Annotated in this window: 4 protein-coding genes; all 4 read right to left on the bottom strand. The window is 31.4% G+C overall.

The window, feature by feature from the left end; translation table 11 throughout:
* A partial coding sequence (locus ACW2QF_RS18940; protein ID WP_455717576.1) for an acyltransferase family protein occupies window positions 1-443 on the bottom strand: 443 nt, incomplete at its 3' end.
* A gap of 257 nt (window positions 444-700) precedes the next feature.
* Window positions 701-1,285 carry a WG repeat-containing protein gene (locus ACW2QF_RS18935; protein WP_455717577.1) on the bottom strand — a complete coding sequence of 195 codons (585 nt, stop codon included), beginning with the start codon at window positions 1,283-1,285 and terminating at the stop codon, window positions 701-703.
* Window positions 1,267-2,064, bottom strand: a complete 798-nt coding sequence (locus tag ACW2QF_RS18930; protein ID WP_455717575.1) for a WG repeat-containing protein — start codon at window positions 2,062-2,064, stop codon at window positions 1,267-1,269. Before ACW2QF_RS18930 ends, ACW2QF_RS18935 begins: the two co-directional genes overlap by 19 nt.
* Before the next feature lie 122 nt (window positions 2,065-2,186).
* A partial coding sequence (locus ACW2QF_RS18925) for a hypothetical protein (RefSeq protein ID WP_455717574.1) occupies window positions 2,187-3,130 on the bottom strand: 944 nt, incomplete at its 5' end.

Genomic DNA, 3,130 nt, shown 5'->3' with positions numbered 1-3,130 from the left:
CCAAAATTGGATGCACTATAAAACCACAGAACAAAATAGGAGCCTGTGAATATGAACTTCCTTACAAATCTTATTATACCGTGAATCACTCCATTCTCATCTGTTAGTATCTCTTTAAGAATAAAAGGTCCATAAATCACTGTCCAAATCACATACAATCTAAACAACTTTTTCGCATATTGAATTGGTACATGAATATCAAAAGAATCATATCGTGTCTTTCTAAACAAAAAGAACCCTGATGTTACAAAGAAAAAAGGGACAGCTACTCTTGCTAAATAATTTTGCACCCAATAATTCAAAAACGAAAGTTTTTCATTACTTCCAAAGGGAGCAATATGAATCGATACAACTAAAATGGCACAGATAAATTTAACTATATCAATTCCATAAAAAGACTTAACCTCATTACTTTCTGAAAGTGCATCATTACTAATCTTCATAAAACTGTTCTCCTTTTTCTCATTCAGAGTTATTGCTTAACCATATATCATTAGTCAAGCTTCTATATACTAATTTCTTTAACCTCTTTTGTATCCACTTAATACGTTTTATTATATATAACATCATTTTACCTTTTTTAACAATATCTGTATATAGGGTTTTAATCTCATTTTCAATAGTTTACCACCAACAAGGGTATTAGATTTAGACATCAGAATAATTCGCATCGAACCTCAGTGATTGCAATAAGGGTAACTTATTCATAAATTTTTATTAGCCCTATTTTATTTTCACCATCAACAATGTTTTCTACAACCACATAGTCACCATTTATATCGCTTATGTAATCAAAAATTGGCTCTAGTCTCTGATTCCCTGTCAGTCCCATTAGACCGTATTTCTTAATTTCCATAGAATCATCAGTATAAACATACGCTGGAATAGCATCATATTCACTGTTGTATTTTAATGAGCTTATAAAGAATTCTGAATCGCCCCAAAATATATTATTGCCGTTGTTATCTATAATGGATACTAATGTTTTGGATACAAAAGCTAGTCCTTCATTAAATTCACCAACACAAAATATTTGATCACCAGTAGCATCATAAGGATAAAAATCTATAACAACATTATCATTACTGTCAATATATGCCCATTCATCGAGGCCATCTTCATAATTTGATAATTTAACAGATACCTTGCCTTCACTAAAATTCCCAACATCATCATATTTCAGGGGTATGCTGATTTTCCCTCTTTTATCAATAAATCCCCACTTGTTATTTTTCATAACGGCAGCGAAATCTTCAGAAAAATCTTTTACCTCATCAAACTGGATGTCTGCAACAAGTTTTCCAGACTTATCAATAAATCCCCATTTTCCTCTTTCTCCACACCAATGATTTCTTCGTGAAAATCGTTGATAGAGTCATATTGAATATCAATAATAAGATTTCCTGATTTATCTATCACACCCCATTCGTTATTTTTCTCTACTGCTGCAAATCCTTCAGCAAAACATCTTACTTGATCAAATTGGTTCTTAATAACAATATTTCCCGACTTATCTATAAACCCCCAAAGACCGTCTTTTTTAACCGGAGCAAGACCAGCGCTAAAACTACCAGCATCATCAAAAACTTTATCAAAAATATTTTCGCCTTTTTTATCTATAAAGAAGGTATTTTCATCGGTATAAACCGCTGCCAAACCATCTTCAAAACTAGATACGCTCAAATACTCAAATGGAATTACTATTTCACCACTAGTATTAACAATTACATATTTTTCATTACTTCCCTTAACTGCAATCAAATCATTATCTAAAAAAAACAAATCACTGTATTGCGGTTTTATACACCATGACCACTTGAGTTCCTCGCTTTTTGATATATGTGTAACTTCCGTGCTTTGCTGTTCCTCGCTTTTTGATATTTGTGCAACTTCGGTGCTTTGTTCTTCCTCATTCGAAGCATAAGAATGATTACTTTTATAATTTGAACTTTGACAACCACTGACAAAAATAGATAGTAAAATAATTGAAATTAAAATTATTACATGTTTGTTACTTTTTATTAAATCTATTGGCTTCCGTCTTTCTCCTGTCTTTATAATCATATTTAGTATTTCCTCCTTTGCTATTGACAAATAAATCGACTATTTTACCTTTCATGGTTGATTTTTGTCCCAAATTTGCAAGAAGCTGAGGCCATAACACACCTTAAACAAGAATTAGCTGGTTACTTCAACTTTACAATATCACTCCAAAATCCAGACGTGGGATTCATACAACTCCTAAGATCGTCGTAACTAGCTGCTAATTCTAAGTAGGTAGTAGGTCCACTCGGAGTTTCTGCAATAATGTTAAAATATTTATCACTAAAGTAATATTTATCAACTTCCATATTGTTAAAGTAATTTTTAAACATTTCAATAATTATACCTTCATCAGCATTAGCATATCCAAATTCAAACGAATCGGGGTCAACCTCTTCTCCTTCACTCGCTTTATCTGAACCATTATACATAAAGATATTTCGATTTAACTTTTCTTGAAAACAATCCGTAAATAAATAGTTAATATCAATTATTTCACCTGTTTTAAGATTTATATTCGTGGCATACATTATGTTATTACCATGCATTGAACCATAGTAAAAACCATAACCTGTATATTTAACTGAAATAATATTTGAAGTAAAATATTCTACTTTAGTTTCCATTGGCAAACTTAGTCCCTCAGACTCTTCATCTCCATAAGCTGAAATAGCTTTTTCCATGAGCAAATTATTAACTTTCGTCTCAATTTCTGAAGACTTCATATTTTTTATCTGAGGATATTCTATATGTATATCCATATGTGTTGAATTATCTTTTACGGAAAATTCTTCATAATAAATTTCATAATTTGTATCATTACTCAATTCAATGTTTTCTGTCTTTTCCGTAAAATCTTTTCCCTCATCCAACACTATTTTCCCCTTATCTATAAGTACGGGTGTATCCTTATCACTAAACTGACGTAAACCAATAATAAGGATTATAAAACCTATTAATGATATGGCGATTATATTAACTTTTTTCATTAGCCACCTTTCCCCTTCTGCTTGTACTTGCTTTACGATTTGACCCCCTTTTTCCCTACTTCTCAACAAGCAAACCTTACTACATTTACTTCCTGTTC

The sequence above is a fragment of the Anaerosporobacter sp. genome (assembly GCF_965301125.1).
The sequence above is the reverse complement of the archived record's forward strand: the minus strand, read 5'-3'. Positions and strand labels throughout refer to the sequence as shown.

Coding starts and splice junctions, on each gene's coding strand:
- ACW2QF_RS18930 (WP_455717575.1), bottom strand. CDS start 2,064: ATGATTATAAAGACAGGAGAAAGACGGAAGCCAATAGATTTAATAAAA.